The sequence below is a fragment of the Sorangium sp. So ce302 genome (genome assembly GCF_051530145.1).
GTDB classification, from domain to species: Bacteria; Myxococcota_A; Polyangia; order Polyangiales; family Polyangiaceae; genus Sorangium; species Sorangium cellulosum_B.
In genome coordinates this window covers 6,431,499-6,449,273 of the sequence record NZ_CP150326.1, presented here as the reverse complement: position 1 = coordinate 6,449,273, position 17,775 = coordinate 6,431,499, and the positions used below count along the sequence as shown (strand labels likewise).

Annotated in this window: 10 protein-coding genes; 4 read left to right on the top strand and 6 right to left on the bottom strand. The window is 72.6% G+C overall.

Features of this window, described 5'->3' with window-relative positions; all coding sequences use genetic code 11:
• Positions 1-37: 37 nt before the first annotated feature.
• The 4 genes from WME73_RS24285 to WME73_RS24270 all read right to left on the bottom strand — a co-directional run bounded on the left by WME73_RS24285 (position 38) and on the right by WME73_RS24270 (position 9,935).
• Complete coding sequence (locus WME73_RS24285) at positions 38-2,518, bottom strand: NAD(P)-binding domain-containing protein (protein WP_437917210.1); 2,481 nt, start codon at positions 2,516-2,518, stop codon at positions 38-40.
• Positions 2,502-4,223 (bottom strand): DUF4215 domain-containing protein, encoded by a 1,722-nt coding sequence (locus WME73_RS24280; protein ID WP_437917209.1) that lies wholly within the window; start codon positions 4,221-4,223, stop codon positions 2,502-2,504. Before WME73_RS24280 ends, WME73_RS24285 begins: the two co-directional genes overlap by 17 nt.
• Complete coding sequence (locus WME73_RS24275; RefSeq protein WP_437917208.1) at positions 4,205-7,288, bottom strand: vWA domain-containing protein; 3,084 nt, start codon at positions 7,286-7,288, stop codon at positions 4,205-4,207. The genes WME73_RS24280 and WME73_RS24275 overlap by 19 nt, the downstream gene beginning before the upstream one ends.
• A 289-nt stretch (positions 7,289-7,577) precedes the next feature.
• Positions 7,578-9,935 (bottom strand): cyclic nucleotide-binding domain-containing protein, encoded by a 2,358-nt coding sequence (locus tag WME73_RS24270; RefSeq protein WP_437917207.1) that lies wholly within the window; start codon positions 9,933-9,935, stop codon positions 7,578-7,580.
• A 491-nt stretch (positions 9,936-10,426) separates the two neighbouring features.
• Between WME73_RS24270 and WME73_RS24265 the strand changes: the two genes are divergently transcribed.
• A complete protein-coding gene (locus WME73_RS24265) occupies positions 10,427-11,242 on the top strand; it encodes a hypothetical protein (RefSeq protein ID WP_437747755.1) in 816 nt (271 codons plus the stop codon).
• A gap of 222 nt (positions 11,243-11,464) precedes the next feature.
• On the opposite strand, the gene WME73_RS24260 is transcribed toward WME73_RS24265, so the two are convergent.
• Both WME73_RS24260 and WME73_RS24255 read right to left on the bottom strand, forming a co-directional pair.
• A complete protein-coding gene (locus tag WME73_RS24260) occupies positions 11,465-14,716 on the bottom strand; it encodes a serine/threonine protein kinase (RefSeq protein WP_437917205.1) in 3,252 nt (1,083 codons plus the stop codon).
• Complete coding sequence (locus WME73_RS24255; RefSeq protein WP_437917204.1) at positions 14,713-15,945, bottom strand: serine/threonine protein kinase; 1,233 nt, start codon at positions 15,943-15,945, stop codon at positions 14,713-14,715. Before WME73_RS24255 ends, WME73_RS24260 begins: the two co-directional genes overlap by 4 nt.
• A 228-nt stretch (positions 15,946-16,173) precedes the next feature.
• Here WME73_RS24255 and WME73_RS24250 point away from each other — a divergent pair, with 228 nt between their 5' ends.
• The 3 genes from WME73_RS24250 to WME73_RS24240 all read left to right on the top strand — a co-directional run bounded on the left by WME73_RS24250 (position 16,174) and on the right by WME73_RS24240 (position 17,557).
• Positions 16,174-16,767 (top strand): hypothetical protein, encoded by a 594-nt coding sequence (locus tag WME73_RS24250; protein WP_437917203.1) that lies wholly within the window; start codon positions 16,174-16,176, stop codon positions 16,765-16,767.
• 72 nt (positions 16,768-16,839) lie between these two features.
• Positions 16,840-17,073: a hypothetical protein gene (locus WME73_RS24245; protein ID WP_437555038.1), complete on the top strand. Its 234-nt coding sequence runs from the start codon at positions 16,840-16,842 to the stop codon at positions 17,071-17,073.
• A gap of 289 nt (positions 17,074-17,362) precedes the next feature.
• The gene (locus WME73_RS24240; protein ID WP_437747751.1) at positions 17,363-17,557 is read left to right on the top strand and encodes a hypothetical protein; all 195 of its coding nucleotides are present in this window, start codon (positions 17,363-17,365) and stop codon (positions 17,555-17,557) included.
• The last annotated feature ends 218 nt before the right edge of the window (positions 17,558-17,775 follow it).

The window sequence follows — 17,775 nt, the reverse complement described above, 5'->3', positions numbered from 1 at the left end:
CAGAGAACGGCCTGGGCCCCCCGAGCTTACGATGGACTCACGGCGCGGGGACCGCGGGCGTGGTCCCTTGTACGTCGCCGAGCTCGGAACGATCTGAGGGCTCCGCGGTCGGCCGGACACCGGCGGCGCGGAGGGCGCTCCACGGCGGGATGCTCCCGATCAGGACGAGCACGGCGTCGCAGGGGTGCGCCCGGGCCCCCGAAGGCGACGCGAGGGTCGCCACGAGCGCGCCGCCCGGATCTGCGGCGAGGGCGGAGACGTCGGTCTCGAACAGGAGCGAGAGGCGAGACGCCGCCGCAAGCCTGCGTAACTCCTCGATGTTTCGGGTCTTCCCGCGGCGGAACCCGGCGCCCCGGTAGACGACGGTGACGTCGGTGGCCGGCTGGCGGGACAGCGCGATCGCGGCTTCCATGGCGACATCGCCGAGGCCGACGATCAGCACGCGACTTCCGGCGAGGCTCCGGGCGTCGGCGAGGTGGTAGTACACCCGACCTTCCACCTCGGCGGGTAGCTCGAACGGAAGCCGGCGCGGTGAGCCGCGCTGGCCGATGGCGAGCAGCACGCGCCGTGCCTTTCGCTCGGTGCGGGGTCCGCCCTCGCGCGGCTCGGTGACGACGACGAAGCCGGCCGTGGCCTGCGCCTCGGCGGGCGCGCCTCTGCCGGCCGCCGCGCCGACGGCGGGCGCGCCGGCGCCGGCCGCGCGGGCGACCGACACCATGCGCGTGTCCTGCAGGATCGGGAGCCGCTCCTTGCGCACGACGCGGAGCCAGTGGGAGAGCAGCTCCTCCTTGGTCGACTCCTTCAGCCACAGCTTCCCGGTCATCGGCAGGTCGAGCGGCTGATCGAAGACCAGCTTGCCGCGCGGGAAGCTCTGGATGCTCTGCGCCACGCTGCCCTGCTCGATCACCTCGAACGAGAGCCCGAGCTCCTTGGCGCGCAGCGCGGCGCTGATCCCGGCGGGCCCTGCGCCCACGATGATCAGATCGAGCTCCTGACCGCTCGCGCCGCGCGGGCCGGCCTGCCGCAGGTCCTCCGCGATGCGCGTCGCGGCGTGCGCGCCCTGGTGGATGGCGTTCTTGATGAGCGGGAGCCCGGTGACGTCGCCGGCGAGGTGCAGGCCCGGCACGTCGAGGCTGCCGAGGTCGTCGCCGAGGCGCGGGCGATCGGCGATCGGCGCGCCGCCCTCGATGGTGAGCGACCCGTTGGGGCAGCGCTGCTCGCACAGGGTGAGGCCGCAGCACGCCTCGGGGCGGGCCACGACCGCGACGTACTTCTCGATGGCGAGCACGTCGTACGGGCACGCGTCGACGCACGCGTAGCAGCCGAGGCAGGTGGTCGTGTCGATCCGGGGCAGGCGCACGCGCGCCGCGGGGCGGAGCATCGCGTCCTCGCCCCCGGCGTCGCGCGCCGCTCGCCGCGCGCGGCGCGCGCGCAGCGCCTGGCCGCCGCGGGCGCCCGCGAACGCGAGGGCGGCGGCGGCGAGGCCTGCGCCCATCCAGAGCAGGGCGGGCGCGCCGGGCGTGGCGCCGGCCTTCACGACGGGCAAGGCCGCGGCGGCGTCGCGCGCCGCGTCCCAGGCGAGGGCGCGGTCCTCGGTGTGCTGGCCGCTGCAGACGCCGGCGGGGCGGGTGTCGCCGCCTGCGCGACCGGCGTTGCGGCCTGCGGGGCGTGCGTCGCCGCCTGCGCGGCCGGTCGCTGCGTCCTCGGGGAGGGCAGGGCGGTGCTCGTCGAAGCAGGTGATCGGACGGGCGTCGCCGAGCGGTGCCTGCGCCGCGACGAGGCAGCGCGCGATGGGATCCCGCGGCGCGGCGAGGTCGTGGCACGGCGCGCAGCTCCCGGCCGTGACGATCGCCACGGTGGCCGGCTGGCCCGGGCGGAAGGCCGACCTCGGGAGCTCGACCTCGGCGCCCGGCGCGAAGCGCACCGGCGGCCTCGCTGGATCGAACACGACGCCCTGATCGCCGCGGTGGATGGGGTGGCAGGTGGCGCAGCCCAGCGCGCCGCTCGCGAGCAGCTGCCCGTGGCTCCTGCGGGTGGAGCCGTGGGCGCCGTGGCACCCGACGCAGGCCTGATCGATGCGCGCGCCTGCTGCGGCTCCGCGCGAGGGCGCGCCTTCCCGGGCCGCGGCGGCCTCCCGCGGCGCGGCGGGCGCCTGCTCGGCGTGGCACGACACGCACGCGAGCTGCGCGCGCGCGTGGGGCAGCGAGAGCGGCCCCGGCGCGGCGTGCCCCCCCGGCGGCGGGAAGAGCAGCGCAGCCGCGCCCGTCGCGACGGCGCCCGCGAGCGTGGCCGGCAGCACGCCCCGGAAGCGGGTGACGTCGGAGGTCGCCTCGGCGCGGCGCGCGGCGCGCCCCCGCACGACCTCCCGCGGCTGGGCGGCGCGCTGGCGCGGATCGGAGAGATCGGCGCGGTAGAGCGTCCTCGAGGGATCGGGCGGGCGCGCCGCGTCGTCCGCGTCGCCGTCCGTCGGCGCCGCCGGACGGCGGCCTCCGCCGGTCGGGCTAGAGGAGCGTGACATTCAATCGATAGAAGAAGGTCGCGTCGGGGACGAGGGACGCGGCGCGGAGCCTCACATGGTACGTGCCCGCGGCGAGGTCGGTGAGCGAGGCGTAGGAGCAATTGCCGATCCCTGAATCGTCGTCGGATGCGAGCACGGTGGTCCCGTCCTCCCCGAGGATCTCGATGTAGCTGTCGATCTGCCCCTGCTGGCAAGCATTGGTGCCGTTGTCGATGACGTTCGCGTGCAGCGTCGAGCGCGGCCCTGGCACGGTCACGGCGATCACGTCGACGTCGCCAGCAGGCGCGATCTCCGCGAGCCACGGGTCCGCATACGCATTGGCCTGCGCGGGGGCGTTGTTGGGCTCCGTCTCGTCGAGCTCGAAGCGGCAGGTGGCGCTGCATCCATCGAGGGGATCCGTGTTTCCGTCGTCGCACTGCTCGCCGGCGCTCATCGTGCCGTCCCCGCAAATCTCGGGGACGAGCGTCACGTCGAGGCGGTACGGGAACGTCTCCGCCAGGGAGCCGAGCACGGACGTGACCCGAACATAGTAGTCGCCCGCCGCGAGCGCCGGCGCGACGGCACGGGCGCAAAGGCCGTTGTCCCCGCGGTCGCGTCGCACGATCAAGTTGCCGCTTCCATCGAGGATCTCGATGACACTGTCGAGCCGGCCGGTCAGGCAGTCGGAGCTCGTGACCGCCGCGGTCTCCGCGGTGAGGACCGTCGGCCCGCTCGGCACGGTGACGCGCACGACATCCACGTCGTCGGCCGGATCGATCGCGGCGAAGAACGGCGCGTCGTAGGTGTTGGCGGAGGCGATCTCGCCGTTGGGCTCCACCTCGGTCACCTCGAGCTGGCAGCTATCGCTGCAGCCGTCGCCCGGCTGATCGAGGGGGTTGTCGCACTGCTCCGTCGGATCCTGGATGTTGTCCCCGCAGACGGTCTGTCGGCTTCGCACGCCGAGGTCGAACGCTCCTGCCTGGCTCGCGTCGGCTCCCGTGATGATCACATAGAATGCATCGCCCTCGCGGACGGGCACGGTCAGCCGGTTCTCGATCCCCGCGCCGGCGCTGGGCCTGCCGCACTCGCCCACCCTCGTCGAGGGGTCGGCGCAGGCGCTGCGCAGCTCGGCGACGAGCTGCGCGTCCGTTCGTGGGGTCAGCACCACGTCCATGAACCCGGTGGTCGTCGCCGTGAACGTGTAGGCGACGCCCGGGCTCCCCGACCAGCACTCGCTCTCGACAGCCGCGTGGCCGAAGGTATTGCCGGTCGCGGTCCCGGGATCCGGGAGCGCCACGGGCGCGGCGCACATGTCCGCGCAGGCCGCCTCGCACTCCGGATCGCCGCAGTCGATGCTGTCGTCTCCGTCGTTGTCCCGCCCGTCCTGGCACGCCTCGACGCCCGAGCAGCTCGACGCGTCGAGGGTGCACTCGGGGCTGCACCGGACCTCGCCGCTATCGAACCCGAGGCTCTGGCAGGTCGCGCCCCTGAGATCGGGTCCGTCGCACGCCTCGTCCTGCTCGGCGACGTCGTTCCCGCAGTCGCCCGGGGGGGCGCCCCCGCCGCCCGCGCCCCCGCCGCCGCCTCCGGCCGCGCCGGCGCCGCTCGAGGCCGACGGGGGCCGCGGCCGCGACGCATCGTCATCTCCGCTGCACGCCGCGACCACTCCCGCAGCGCAGAGCAGCGCGGCCACCATGGTGCTTCGGCTCACTCGGTATCTGGACATGAATACGTGATCTCCCAGTCCTGCACCTGAACGCCGCCCCCTCCGCTGCTCGTCGGATTGAGCCTCATCCGGACCTCAAGGTACTCTGTTCGAGCGTCCGGCAGCTCTTGCAGCACGTCGAAGAGATCGATCGCGCACGCCGGCATCGAGCCCTCATCGCAGATCCGGGTGTCGGTCGGCGTGGCGTGGGCGGTCGCGGCGAGCCTGACCGTCGCCGAGGCGAGGTCGGCGGGATCATCCGCCGCTCTCACGAAGAACTCGACGCTCGAGTCGCCAGGGGTCGTCGTCCTGTACCTGAGGTATCCCCACTGGGTCTTGGTCCCCGGCGGGCAGACGCCGTGGTACTGCTCCCACGCCGTGGTCGTGGCCGTGACGCTCGTCGTCGTGCACGGCACGACGGCCCGGACCTTCCCGCCCGGGTTCTCGCGGACGATGGAGCAAGTCGCCGGACAGAGCTTCACGTTCGTGTTCCCGGAATCGAAGTACCAGCCCCCCGCGCCGCAGCTGCCGACCCCGGCCCGGGGCGTGAGCGTCGTCTCCACGCCGGCGGCGTTCTCGTAGACGACGGACACCGACGCTGGATCCGAGACGCCCGCGATGGGGACGGTGACGTCGCAGGGCAGCGCCTCTCCTCGGATCGAGACCAGCGCATTGAGGAGGGTACCTTCCAGGCTGGAGCCAGCGCTGAGGTTGAACGCCTGTCCTCCGCCTTGGTCCGCGATGAGGTTGATGATCTCCGCGTTCGAGTTGCCGAAGCCCACCGCGTGCACGCGGACGCCGTGGTTCACGAAGGCGTTTCGCGCCAGGTTTCCGATCGCGTTGGGGACGGTGCCGCAGCTCGACGGGATGCCGTCGGTGACGAACACGACCGCGACCTCCTCCTCGGGATGGGCGTCCTTGTAGTTGTTCGCCCAGGTGGTGGCGCCGTCCAGCGCCGGGTACATCGGCGTTTCGCCGTTGGGCGTCGGGAAGTTGATGAAGGCCTGCATGAGCTTGATCTCTTGCTGGTCCCCCATCGCCGCGGACTCCTCGGTCAACCTGTCGGCCGCGGCGCCGTTGAACGGGACGAGCGGCAGCGCGCAGCCGCCGCCGCCGGCAGGCGGACAGGAAGGGGTCTCGTTGCACGGGCCCGGGTTGTCGAGCGGCCAGAACCGGAACGCGACACCGAGCCCCGCCGACGCCGGATCCTGGAAGAAGGACTTGAGCGCGCTCGTCGCCGGAATCCATCGATCCGCGCTCACGTCCACCCCCGACAGCGTCTGCCGCATCGAGGTGGATCGATCGAGCGCCACGAACAGGGTGACCGGCCTGACCAGCGACACGCTCGCCGTGGCGATGCAGGCGGGCGACTCGCACATGGCCGACTGATAGATGCTCCCGTTGTTGCCGCACCGGCACTCGGCGATATGCCCAGCGCCAGGGGGATTGACGATGAGCTCCATCCCGTCGGTGACGCCGGTGCAGCCGGCCACGCTGATGCACTCACCCGGGGCGATCGGCTGCACCGTCGTGCAGGCGAGGGTGCCGCCCGTTGGGTTGCACGCGTTCAGGACCCGGCTCGGGGCGGAGGATGGCAGCTGGTTTGCGGTGGAAGCATACCGGTGGATGGCGATTCCCGCCGGGGCCGGGGTGGTGCCGCGGTTGCAGACGGGGATCGTCCCGCCGCAGGGCACGCCGATCGTGAGGTCCGGCTGGGTGCACGTGGAGTCCGTCTCGCTCGGCTGGTACGACTTGCAGAGGCCTTTTTGCGGGCAGGTCTCGCCGCAGACGCTCTCCACGAGGTCGACGCAGCTCTGTGTCCACCCGCCGCCTGGCCCCGTATCGCAGCAGCTGGGGGCCACATCGCAGATCAGCCCCACGCACGTGTTGCACCCCGGCAGCAGCCGTTCGCCGGTGTAACACTTGTCGTGCGCGCAGCCGGGATCGGTGTCGCAGGTGGAGCCGCACAACGACTCGGCCAGGGTGACGCAGCTCGCGTCCCATTTCGGCACGGTCGCGGTGCACGTCTTGGGGGCGCACTCCGTGGGGACATAACCTGCGCAGGTCGCGCTCCACGTCCCGGTGCAGCGGCCGCCCGACAGCACGGTTCCCGGGGGACATACGCCGCTGGGCGCGGTGCAGCGGCCTGGGAAGACGCAGGTGCTGCCCGTGCCGATGAGCGCAGTGCACTGCGCCGTCGTGCTGCACGTGATATCGCAGCAGCGCGGATGGTTCGCGCAGATGGTCGCGATGCACGCGTCGCCGCAGGTCGTGGTCATGTTGGTCGCGGCGCCGGGAGCGTCCACGCAGGCGTCGTGACCGCAGTCGGCCGGTATGGTCGTATAGGTGCAGCAGCTCGGGTTCGCGTTGCAGACCTTCGTGGCGCAGCCGCTGCAGTTCGACAGCAGCGACACGCCGGTCGCGCACGGGTCGTGATCGCACGCGCCCCTCGCGGGGTCGTCGCAGTACTGGTCGAACTGGCAGTCCTCGCTGGTCGTGCACGGCTGGTGCGTGCCCTCCCGCGCGACGGCCTCGGGCAGCTCGTTGATGTCGCCGACCGACCACGTGTACGTCGGGCCGGTCCCCGCGAGGCTGATGGGCCCCCCGTCCGGCGTCTCCTCGAACGACTGGCACGTCGGATCGCACGGGTTGGTCGCGCACAGGCCGCCGTCGGAGGCATCGGAGTTGGCGAGCGGGCGCGGATACCCGCCCTCACCGCTCCCCCGCGGCGCCGAGCCGAACGGCGACCTCCGCATCGTCATCGTCCCGTCGCAGCTGCCGTAACGCCCGTCCTCGCAGCGCCGGATGCCGTCGAGGCAGGTCAGCACACCTTCGTGCTCGCCGACGGTGACGTGACACTCCACCTCTTCGCCGTCGACGCACGGGTCGCCCGTTCCCGGCCCAGCGTCGGGCCAGTCCGTCCCCGGCTGCGGCGGCTCACCGGCGTTGTTGCCTCCACGGCACGATCCGGCGATGAGGGCCGACGCGGTGAGCAGCGTCACGAGCAGCAGCGCTCTCGGCGCCCACGCGCTGGGGGAGCCTGATCGGGAGAGCGCTCCCATCCACTTGGTCGAAGGACCAGCCATCGGCTTCTCTACCTTCCACTAGGGTGCTGTCGGGAAAATTGTACCTGGGCGCATAAGGCAAAGTCCAGGCCTCTCAGCTGCGCGTTGCGTGATGCGCGAAAAGCGGTCGCGGCGCACACGCGCGCGCGCCGCCGCCCGCGTCGCCGCGCCGGCGGAGACGCGCGCGGCGCACAAAGAAATGCCGTGCCTCGCAACCATTTCATAGCGAGTCCGGGATACCTCGGTGCTCCGTCGCGCGTCGCGGCGGCGATGTGGGGCGGCGTGCGCGCGCTCCCGGTCCGGCGCGCGCTCATCGGGGCACGCTCGCCGCCGTCATCGCGTGGAGCACGAGCAGCGCCGCGGCGACGCCGAAGGTGATGATGTGCGCCGGCAGCCCTCCGCGGAGCGCGGCGAGGAGCGCGCGCTGGGCCGGGAGCGCGCGCAGCTCCACGGCGAGGCGGATGAGCTCCGCCAGGCCGGCGAGCCGCTCGGCCCCGCGCCCTTCGAGGACCGCGTCGATGCGGGCGCGCAGCGCGCGCTCCTCCTCGCGCAGGCCGCGCCCCGAGGCGAGCAGCGCGAGCGGGCCGAGGGGGCTCTGCAGGTAGGGCACGAGGATCTTCTCGACGATCTTCTTGACCAGATCGCTGCGCCCGCTCACCTCGCGGTAGAAGCGGTCGAGCAGCTCGCGCCGGGCGGCGCTGAAATCCTCGGGCAGCGCGGCGGTGCGCTCGATCCGGGCGAGGCGCCGCGGCGCGAGCCGGTACGCGAGCGCCGTGAAGGCGCCGGCCGCCGCGGTGGCCCAGAACACGAGGTGCAGCGCCGCGCCCAGCGTCGGGCGGCCGGACCGGGGCCACGGCGCGTGCGCGAGCGCGAGGCCGGCCGTGACGAGGCCGATCGCGAGGTGCCCGGCCAGCTGCGGGCGGAGCTGGCTCTTCACGGGCGCGGCACCGCCGCCCTCCACCGCCGTGTCGCCGCGCCGCCTGGGCCGCATCCACGCCCATCGCCCCGCGCGCTTGGGGACCGCGTAGAGCAGGAGCAGCGCCATGCCGACCGCGGCGGCGATGCCCGCCGCGAAGGCGGCGTCTTCGCCTGGGCGCGCGGCGCCGCGCGCGTGCGCCGACAGCCCCGCTACGCCGAGCCCGGCCGCCGCGAGCGCGCTGCCTGCGACGAGCGTTGCGCCGCTCCGTGGCGCGGCGGCGCGCTCCTGCTCGCGCCGCGCCCCGCCGAGCAGGTCGCGCACGTCGGCGATCTCCTCCGCCGGGTTGACGCGGAAGATCGAGCCCGTGGGGCAGGCCTTCACGCACGCGGGGCCGTCGTAATCGCGGCAGAGATCGCACTTCACGGCGATGTCCGCGAAGCCTGCGCCTCCCGGGCGCGGCGCGGCCGCGGGGCGGGGCGCCATCGCGATGTTCTCCCACGGGCACGCCTTCGCGCAGGCGCCGCAGCCGGTGCAGAGCGCGTCCCGGATGAACACCTCTCCCCCGGTGTCCTTGCCGATGGCGCCGGTGGGGCACTCGATCATGCAGGCGGGGCTCTCGCAGTGCTGGCAGGAGTTCGGCAAGAGCAGGCTGCGCGGCGCCTGCTTCTGCGCGGCCTGCTCCGCGTCGTCCACCCGCGCGCGCACCTTGTCTCCGCGGCGCACGAGCCGTGAGACCCCGTGCACGTCGGCGCACGACCACGCGCAGTGTCCGCAGCGCGCGCACGTCTCGAGATCGATGACCAGGAGCGACCGCGCGACCTGAAGGCGATAGAGGTCCCTGAAGATGTGCGCCGTGTGATTGCGCGCATGGCCGGCGATGACCGCCTCCTGACTGGCGTGGTGCTCGCCGGTGATGCGCCGGAGTCGGGGGATCAGATCAGGGTGCTTCCGCGCGAGCGCGGCGAACGTCTTCGACGGTACGGCCAGGAGCGCCGTGGCGCCGCTGGCCACGGCGCTCGCCGCCCGGCAGCGGCCCTCGTCGAGCTCGACGTCTCCAAAGAAATCACCTCGGGTGAGGTACGCGCGCACATGAATCCGATCTCCGTCCTCGGTCTGAATTTGCACCATCCCTTCAGCGATGAGCCAGAGCTCGGCGGCCGGATCGCCTGTGCGATAGATGGCCTGACCGCGCTCGAAGTGCCGATGACTCACCGCGTCAAGAAGAATTTCGACGTCGTCCGAGTCCAGGTCACGCGTGAAGGCGAGGGTGCTGAGGAGGTCGCGTGTCGCGCTCCTCCGCAGCGCGCGCTCGAGCCTCTCGGCGATCTCGGCCTTGCCGGAGCGAGCGGCGGCGCGCCGGAACAGGTGGACCGGGATCTCGGCGAGCACGCTGGGGGCGAGCGCGACTGCGGTGGTCCTGCGCGACATCCCCACGACCGCCTCCTCGCCGATGACGTCGCCCGCGGCGGCGGTGCGCACTTCGGTATCGCGATCGTCTCCGCGGCGCGTCGCGCGCAGGGCGACGCGCCCGGACGCGACCACGAAGAAGGCGTCGCCGGCGTCGCCCGCGCGATAGGCGACCTCGTCCAGCGACAGGGAGCGGAGCCGCCCCGCCCCGGCGATCTCACGCCGGGCGCGCTCGTCGAGCCCTCGCAGCAAGGGGGCGTCGAACACCGCCGGCGGCCACGCCTCGGGGCGGTCAGACCCGGCGTCGCGCGCGCCGCCGTGGGTGTGGTCCGATGAGGGCATCAGCAGGTCTCCTGGTCGAAGCACGCAGGCCGCCGCTCCTCCCGACCCGCCCTCGCCGCGCGAACACGGCCCGCGCCGCTCCCCGGAGCGAGGTCGACAGGAGCGGGGCAAGCTGGGCGAGGAGCGCAACGAGCGCAACGAGCGCAAGGAGCACAACCGGCGCGAAGAGCGCGGACGTGGACGCGAAGCAGACGAGGCCGGCGTGTCATGGCGTCGGATACCGTCGCTCCACACCGTCGCGCATCCGCTGTCTTAAGGGACGACATGGTCTTACTTCACGTTCAAGAAGGTGCAGAAAAAGGACGAGCGTCCCGAAAATGCCTTGACACCCAGGCCGATTACAGTGAATATCCATCCTGCTAGACTCGGCATCTTCGGCGCCAGGGTTCGTTTGAGGGTTCGGCATGAAATGACTAGCATCTGTTCATGAGTGCACATGCAATGTCATTCCAAATCTACGAGGTAGAAGTATGAGTAGGCGCACGACGAGTTTGGCTGTTGCTTCCCTGGCTGCCGCGTCTTTCATCACGCTCGCTTCGGCTTCCGCGAGCGCGAAGGGCGCTGAGGACTGGGCGCTCGAGTTCATCGACAACTCCGTCAGCAACGAGTGGGGCACTGAACCCGAGTGCTTCATGAACTGGGACGACGCTGACCAGTCGAAGGCGTGGACCGGCATGACCAAGGCCGCGTGCTTCTTCACGCTGTCGCTGCAGAAGGCGATGGGGTACGCCCAGCAGGACATCTATGCGATGTGGGGCAAGAACAGCCCGTCGTCCGATTATTATTTCGATATCATCAACACGAGCCCGAAGGTCGGCGCGACCCCTTCCGGGTTCGAGACGTACTTCCGCCGTGTCGAACGGGCGGTCGACATCCAGAAGGGTGATGTCTTCACCATCGGCGCCGTGGGCCTCCCCGGTGATGACAACTACTACGCCGGCCACACGATGATCATCACCGGCGCGCCGGAGAAGATCCTCCCGCAGATCAACCCCCGCTACTCGGGGACGGAACAGTTCGCTGTGCCGATCGCGGACTCGACCAGCACGTCGCACGGGTGCAGCGGCAAGTACACGGACAGCCGGTGGAGCGGGCAGTGCATGGGCGGCTACATGGAGCCGGGCGCCGGGACGGGCTACGTGCGCGTGTACACCGACTCGTTCTCGGGCATCCTGCTCGGCTACACGTGGAGCGTCACGGCGTCGACTACGAGCTACTACTCCCCCTCCAAGCGCCCCTACCGGATCGGCAGGCTGTTCAAGCTGCCCGAGCCGCTCCCGACCGAGCCGCCCCCGCCCCCTCCCTGATCGACGGCGACGCTCTTCATGACCACGGCGCGCTGAGCTCGTCAACGCCTGACCAGCGAAGCCCTTACCCCGCAGGCCGGGGTAGGGGCTCGCCCCTTTTTGTCGGCCGGCGCGTCGAGGTGCCTGCCTCGTCCGTCGCGTCGCTGGCGTCTGTTGCGTCTGTTGCGTCTGTTGCGTCCGTTGCGTCCGTTGCGTCCGTTGCTCCATCGCGGCGACCTCGGTTCAGGGGATCTCGACCTCGGTCCGCGCGAGCTCGACGATCTCGAGGCGTTCGAGCATCGCGTCGGTGACCAGCGAGCCGGTCGGCCGCAGTCCGCGCCGCGCCTGCTCCCGCTCGTACGCGGCGAAGGCGCGGATCAGGAACGGGGGGAACGCCCGGAAGAGCAGCCTCGCCTCGGCCCGGAGCGGGCCGCGCCGCTGGCCGGTGCGGAGATCGTAGGTGTACCGGATCGGCACGCCGGGCGGTACGGAGCGCGTATCGATGATCGTGTCCGGCCCTTTGATGACGCCCCGGCTCGCGTCCAGCGCGCCGACCGGAAAATAAACCTCGAGAAAGGCGTTCTGCCCGGAGAGGTTCGAGCCGCAAGCGCCGGTGTCCAGGTCGTAATCGCCGTCCGTGAACCGATCGGCGTGGTGCAGCCCCTGGCCGGGCCCGGCCTGGCAGGTGCCGTCTGCGGCCACGACGCCGATGCATCGGACACAGCGCAGAAAGCCGTTCTGAAAGTTGATGAGCCCTCGCCCCCGGAACGAGGTGCCGCCGAGCCGTGGAGGTGGAGTCCAGAGGGGGACATCAGGCCCGTCACGCACATCCGCGCCGAACAGCCCGCCTGGAGCGCCCGCCGGCGCGAAGGGGCTGTTCGCCTCTGGATCGGTGGTCACCCGGGCGAACACCTTGTCTCTCAGATCCTCGTCGGCGCGGTCGATCCGGCCGACCTCGTAGACCACACGCCCCTCTCCATCCCTCACCACGAGGTGAACCCAGAACTCACGCTCCTGGCTGAAGCCGGCCGGCACCTTGTGCCCGGCGCCGGTGTTCTCGATCTCGACCGGGATCTCGACGCGATCCCCGGCCGCGCCGGCGCGGCGCGCGGCGCCGAGCTCGAAGCGGAACGTGTGGCGGAGCAAGAGATCGCGGCGGCGGCGCGCGCTCGCCGGAATGCCGTGCACGTCGAGCGACGGCTCATCGATGAGCGCGTCGGGGAACTCGTCCGACAGCGGCACATCCACGCCGGAGAAGTAATGGGTCGCGACGTCCGCCGGAGCGGTGGAGTGATCCGCGATCCGGCCCCGCGGGCGCGCGCCAGGCCTCCGCGGGGCGAAGCGCGTGCCGGGCGGGCACTCGGGATCTCCCGGCGACGCCTGCGCTCCGCTCGCCGCCGGGGCCGCCTCGCAGACGCCCGGGTAGGTGCTCATGTGGCAGTCCTGGCAGGTCGCCGCCGGGCGGCCCGCGCGCTCCTCGGACCTCGCCCAGTCCGACCACTCGGTGTAGGCGTTGCGCAGCCGCTTGAAGTGCTCGCCCCGCGCCGCGGCGAGGCTGTCGCTGCCGAAGAGGCGCACGTCGTGGCAAGCCCCGCAGAACTCGCTGGAGCGCAGGTACGCCCTCGCGCTCGCCGACGGGCGACCGTGCACCACGGGCTCGACCGCGCCCGCCGATCCCGTCGGCTGGAGCCCGGCGCGCGCGGCCGCGCCCTGACCCGAGGGGAGCAGCAGCTCCTCGGGGCGGAGGTCGTAGCCGCTGTTCGCGATCCCGAACAGGCCGCGGCCGTCCTCGGGACGCGCAGGGAAGACGGCGCCCGTCACGAAGGATGTCCACGTCGGGTTGCCCTGGTACCCGGCGCGCCCGCGCGGGCCGACCGGGCCGTGCACCTGATGGCAGAAGCTGCAGGAGATCCCCTCCAGGCCGCGCCGGGTGAGCAGGTCGCGCACGGGGAGGCGCGTGCGGGGATCGCCGCCGGCGCGGCCGTCCCACGCGGGCATCGCGGCGTCGAGGTTCTCCGCCGGGCTGTGGCAGTTCACGCACCAGTGCTCGCCGCCCGAGCCGGTGACGGCGACGCCGCTCCGCCCGTCGCGGCAGGCGCCCGCGGGATCGGCCTTGCGCAGGATGCCCGCGCCGTTCGGGCAGTCGGCGGTGCGCCCGACCTGCTCCTCGATGAGGCTCTCCAGCGCGTTGAAGAGCGGGCTCTTCACCGAGTGCGCCATCACCGAGCGGCGCCACTCCGCGGCCTGGCGGCCGTGGCACGCCGCGCAGTCCTCCGCTGCCGTCCGCGCCTGCGCGAGCGGCGCGACCGGCGCGACGGCGACCGCGCGCGGCGCCGCTGGACCGGGCTCACCCCGCGAGAGCGCGAGCGCGGCCGACGCGATCAGCGCGCCGGCGCCGAGCGGCGCGATCCGCCACAGCCGCGCCGCGGCGCCGGCTGGGCCGCGCGGCGGGGGGTGGTCGCCCGCGTCGCCCGCGTCGCCCGCGTCACTCGCGCCGCTCGCGTCGCCCGGGCGCGCGCGCTCGCGCGGGGCGGGGCCGGTCCTCGCCGAGGTGGCCGCGCCAGCGCGACGGGAGGTCCGGGCGGCGTGCACCGGAAGCGCCGGCGGGCGCTCTTCGAGGAACCCGCTCAGCGCATCGGCGATCTCCTCAGCGCGCGGCGGCCGCTCCGACGGATCCGGATGGAGCAGCCGCAGCACGTAGCCCTGCAGGCCCGCGGGGAGCGAGGTCGCGACGCCCTCGATGAACGGCGGCGGCTCCGCGCGGGCGGCCTCGCCGAGCGCGTGCCGCAGGCCAGCGCCCGCGAACGGGTGCTCTCTCGCGAGCAGGCGGTAGAGCACGAGCCCGAGCGCGTACCGGTTCGCGGCGCTGTCCCAGATCGCGCCGTCGGCCTGCGCGGGCGGCGTCCAGAGCGGCGGGATCTCCGAGGACACCCGCGCGCCCTCGGCGCGGGGCGCCGTGGCGGCGCCGCGGATCGCCGACCCGCCGACGAGGGCGGCGACGAGCGCGCTCGCGGGCAGCGTCACGCGGCCCGCGTCGTCCACGAGGACCGCGTCGGGCGAGAGCGGACCGGGGAACAGGCTGGCGCGCTCGCATGCGGCGAGCGCGCGGGCGACCTGGATGGCGAGCCCGAGCGCCTCCTGGAAGGGGATGGGCCCGCGCCGCGCGCGCATCCAGTCCGAGAGGGGCGCGCCCGCGAGCCGCCGCGCGAGCCAGACGCGCGCGCCGTCCGGGCTCGCCGCGGCGGCGCGCCCGCCCTCGGCCGGCGAGGCGACGCCGCCGTCGATGAAGCCGCCGACGCCGGCGCTCCCGAGCGACAGGAGGCGCGTCGCGACGGCCTGGGGCTCGGGCCCTGCCGGAGCGTCCTGGTCCGCCGCGCCGAGCCGCCACAGCTCTTCTCCTGCGCCCGCGCCGCAGCGCCATCGCGCGGCGCAGCCCACGGCCGGGAGGGGCGCGCCTTCCGTGTAGCCTGCCTGCTCTGGCGACGCTCGCCTCACCGCGCCCCCTCCGGGGCGGCCGGCGTCGCGGTGCTGGCGGGCGGCTCCTGCGCGCCGTTCGTCGAGCGCAGCGCGCAGGTCCCGAGGCCCGCGAGCGCCGACAGCGTCGCGATGATCGCGATCGCGAGCCGGGTCGGGACGTCGCGCGGCCGGTCGATCTGCTCGACGAGCGCGATCGTGTCGGCGCGAGGCGCGTCCGCTCCGCCTGTGACGCGCGCGGCGCCCGGCGAGCTCGCGCGGTCGTGGTCGTCGGCGCGGTGCGGCACGCTCGCGCGGCCGCGATCGCCGGTGCGGTGCGGCGAGCTCGCTCGGTCTCGGTCACCGGTGCGGAGCGGCGCGCTCTCGCGGTCGTGATCGCCGGCGCGGAGCGGCGCGCTCGCGCGGACGCGGTCACCGGCGCGGAGCGGCGCGTTCACCGCGGTCTGGAACGGCTCCAGCCGATCCACGATGTCCTGAGCGAGGTACGGCCGATCCTCGGGCGCCTTCTCGAGCAGCTGGAAGAGCAGCTGCTCGACGCCGCGGGGCAGCCCGCTCCGCACGTCGTCGCTGAGCGGCGGCGGCTCCGCCGTGCATTGCAGGTTGAGCAGCTCCCGCGGCGACGCCGACTGGAACGGCGGGCTGCCGGAGAGCGCCTCGTACAGGATGAGCCCCAGGCAGTAGAGATCCGAGCGGTGATCGATGGATCGCGCGTCGATCTGCTCCGGGCTCATGTACTGCAGGGTGCCGACGCTCTGCGTGTTGGTCTGGTTCATCGCCTCCACGACCTTGGCGATGCCGAAGTCCATCACCTTCACGCCGCCATCCCGCTGCACCATGATGTTCTCGGGCTTGAGATCGCGGTGGATCACGGGCGGCTGCTGCCCGTGGGCCGCCGCGAGGGCGCTCGCCACGCTGGCCGTGATCCGCACCGCTTCCGGCCAGGGAAGGCGGCCGGCGGCGCCAAGGACGGACCGCAGCGTCTGGCCGTCCAGGTACTCGAGCACCATCACGAGCTCGCCGGAGGCCTCGATGCTGGCGAGGCTCCGGACGATGTTCGGGTGCTCGAGGTGCGCGAGGATCTGCATCTCGTTCAGGAAGAGCCGGCGTCCCTGCTCGCTCCGGGCGAGCTCGGGGCGGAGCACCTTCAGCGCGACGCGCCGGCGCGACAGGCGCTCCTCGCCCTCGTAGACCTTGCCCATCCCGCCCTCGCCGACGAGGCGTCGAACGAGGTACTCGCCGATCTGATCCATGCGCGCCGTCTCCTCTCCCTCTCCCTGACCGGGGCGTCTCTTCTACGTGCGAGCAGGGCCGATGGCTTACACCCGAGCCCGCGCCCGGATCGCGGCCGGGCCCCTCCAGCGAGCGCGACGTCCCCCGCTCGGGCGGCTCGTCGCCGGAGGAGAGGATCGCGGTTCCCTGCCGCGCGGGGTATCGAAATCCTGCGCCTCGATGGAGGGCGCGGTGGTAGAACCGCCCCCATGCTCCCACGCCGGGTGTCGTTCGCTCGAGCGGCGATGATGGCGCTCGCGGTCTCGGCCTGCTCGAGGACCCCGGCGGAGCCGGAGCCGCCGCCGGCCGTCTCCAGCGCGCCATCCGCCGCGCTGCTCGCGTGGGACGTTCCGGGGAGCTGGGCTGCGCTCGACGTGCCGCGCGCCGGCCCGCGCAAGGCCCTCTACAATGTGCCGAGGGCGGCGAACGACAAGGAGGACGCCGAGGTGCAGGTCCTCTCGTTCGGTCCGGGGAGCAACGGAGACGTCGACGCGCGCTTCAACGAGTGGTTCGCGCAGTTCGATGGCGACGTCGGGGCGAAGGCCAGGCGCGCGTCGCTCGAGGTGCGCGGCATGCCGGTCGAGCTGGTCGAGGTGGCCGGCACCTACAAGATCGCGCTCGGGCCGCAGTCCGGCGCTCGCAAGCGATCGCCCGTGGAGATGGTGAAGGACAACTACCGGCTCGTCGGCGCGGCGGTGAGGACGCCGGATCGCGGAAACTGGTTCTTCAGGATCGTCGGGCCTGACGAGACCGTGCAGTCGGCGCGGTCGGCGTTCCGGAGCATGATCGAGTCCGCGCGGTGAGCGAGCGAGAGGCCGAGCGGCTGCGAGCGCGGCGCTCGCGGCGCGCGCCGAGCACATGATACGTTGCGCGCCATGGACGACCGAAAGCGAGAGGCGCGCACGCCGGCCGAGATCTTCCGTGTCGAGGCGGAGGCCGAGGCGGAGCAGAGCCGGCTCTGCGAGGAGAGCAAGCACCAGCTCGCCAACCGCTGCCCGGAGTGCGGCAGCCTCGGTAGCATGGAACTCGTCGACGGGCTCATGCGCTGTATCGATTGCGACGAGGTGGTGGCCGCAACCCGCCAGCTGTCCGGCTTCGGCCGCCGCTGAATCCCTGTCGCGCTGCCGCGTGACCTCCCGCGGAAATCCAGATGAAATCCCAATAGATCCCAGTTGAAACGAAAACAGACACCTGAGCGACGCCTGAGCCTCTGCCGGAAAGAACTCGCCCGGGCGTGGCGCTTTCCAGGTGATTTTCAGTCGGATCCGTGACTATTCTGCGAACATTGGCGTTCTCGCGCCCGGTTCAGTTTTCGCCCCAGACGCGGTGCACGGAAGTCCACGCAGGTCAGACGGCCGGGGCGTTGACAGCAGGACTGAAGTCTTGAAGGAGTTGGAGATGAAGCGGATCTCAGCGGAGAGCTCGGACCACCCGTCGCGGGAGACAAGCCAGGGATCCCGGGCGAGGACGGCACGAGGCGCGAGCGGGGGCCTGCTCATCCTGATGATCGAAGACAGCGCGATCACCAGCTTCGCCACGACGCCAGAGGGCGAGTCGACCAACGGTCCGCGCCGGTCCCGTCCGAAGCACTGACCCGGAGCGCCGCGAGGCGCCTTGCGGACGTGCGCTCCCATCGGAGCGCCGGCACATCGCGACGCGGTGCTGCCACATCTCAGGGATTTCCTGATGAGAGCTCGGAGCCTCGGGATGGCTGCGTCCCGGACCCCACGTCCAGCGTGCGGTGACGAGCCCTCGTGAGTCTGGCGCGCGCCGCTGGGTCGCTGGCCGTCGGGTTGCCGTTTTTTCGCCCC